Origin of the sequence: Bartonella sp. AP9QHHD (assembly GCF_042195625.1) — a bacterium.
Classification (GTDB): domain Bacteria; phylum Pseudomonadota; class Alphaproteobacteria; order Rhizobiales; family Rhizobiaceae; genus Bartonella.
Genome location: NZ_JBHIOP010000021.1, coordinates 1 through 1,751 on the forward strand (window position 1 = coordinate 1; position 1,751 = coordinate 1,751).

The following is a 1,751-nucleotide window of genomic DNA, read 5'->3' on the forward strand; positions in this document are numbered from 1 at the left end:
TTCTTATAAAAGAACCAACAATTACCTTCTTGGCAATAAGATTGAAGTGGGCAGCCGTCAATATAGCGTCGCCAATTTTGGGATTTCGCATTCGCGCCAGATGTTGGGGGGGACTTGGACCTTTGATGTGAGTTATTTGCAAGGGCTCCCTTTGTTTCATTCAGTAAAGAAACATGCGCCAGGAGCAGGGGATGCGGAGCCACAATTTGCCAAATTTACTGGTACGCTTAGTGTCATGACGCCTTTTAAGGTAGGGAGCTTGGACGTTATACTGAGCAATCTTTTAAGTGGTCAATATTCACCGCATAATTTATTGGGAGCTGAACAGATTTCGTTGGGGGGGCGCTTCCAATGTTCGTGGCACGCGTGAGAGTTTGCTTTTTGGCAATAACGGTTTTTTTAGCCGGAATGATTTGTTGCTACGCACCATTCCGTGGAGCAATCACGCGACCTTCAAAAAGGTTTTTGGTGAACTTCGCCCTTATGTTGGTTTGGATTATGGGCGTGTGTTTTCGCAAGTTTTGTATGGGATTAAGAGTGACCAGCTTGCCGGTTGGACAGCCGGTGTCAAGCTTGCGGGAGGCATGGTCTCTCTCGATGCCAGTTATTCCAGTATTTTTTGGAGCACAGTTAAGCACAAAAAATCAGGAACATTTTTTATGACATTAACAATGGAACTTTAAGCATTTTTNTTTCTTGTTTATTCGCACCTTCAGCGTTACAGGCGCAAATTACTGTGGATCCTAACGCGAATGCCGCCCATCGTCCAGATATAGTGGCAGCGCCCAATGGGGTTCCCTCGATTGATATTGTTACCCCCAATGGCAAGGGCTTATCACACAATAAATATAACGATTTTAATATTGGAAATCCAGGTGTGATTTGGAACAATCATGCGCAAGAAGTGGGGCAATCGCAGTTGGGGGGCATTATGCCGGGCAATCCGCATTTGCGCCTCACGGGTTCGGCGAAAGTGATTTTAAATGAAGTGACCAGCAGCAAGCGCAGTGCTTTGAATGGTCCAGGAGAGGTTTTTGGGAGCCCCGCCGATGTGATTATAGCCAATCCCAATGGGATAAGTTGTGATGGTTGTGGCTTTATCAATACACCCCATGCGACCTTAACCACAGGTGTACCCGAAATTGATGCGAGCGGTTTTTTGAAAGGCTTTGAGGTGCGAGGTGGGGATATTACCTTTGGCGCCAAGGGAGCCAATTTTTTCTCTGGTCAAGGGGCGGTTGATATTGTCGATATTGTNTTTTTCTCTGGTCAAGGGGCGGTTGATATTGTCGATATTGTCTCACGCACAGTGCATTTTGAAGGAGCTGTTGCGGGCAGAGAAATTGGAGTGACAGCAGGGACGGGTCACTTTGATTATGCTTCACGGGAAATGAAAGAGCTAACTGATATTACTGGTAAACCGGAATATGCGATAGATGGTTCTGCTTTGGGGGCTCTACAGGCGGATCAGATTAAACTTGTGGCAACAGAAAAAGGTGTTGGTGTTCGTATGCGCCATGATATGGCAGCCAATGCGGGGCAGTTGCATCTTTCTGCTGACGGGAAAATCTCGTTGAAGAATGTTTTTGGTCATGGGGGCGTTGTCCTCAAATCGAAAAGCCAGAGCGTATTGGCAAAACACATCACCTCGAAAAAGCATATTGATATTACCGCCCATAAGGATGTGACGTTAGAAACGGTTGGTGCTGATGGTCATTTGAAGATAGAGGCGCAGGATGGGCTTTTATCGA

General features: G+C 46.3%; 1 protein-coding gene and 1 pseudogene. Both read left to right on the forward strand.

Annotated features, from left to right (window positions below):
• A pseudogene (locus tag ACFIK4_RS01130) lies at positions 1 to 683 on the forward strand (ShlB/FhaC/HecB family hemolysin secretion/activation protein); the annotation flags it as partial.
• On the forward strand, positions 644 to 1,751 hold a 1,108-nt coding region (locus ACFIK4_RS01135; protein ID WP_375674639.1), incomplete at its 3' end, for a filamentous hemagglutinin N-terminal domain-containing protein. The pseudogene ACFIK4_RS01130 and the gene ACFIK4_RS01135, both read left to right, overlap by 40 nt.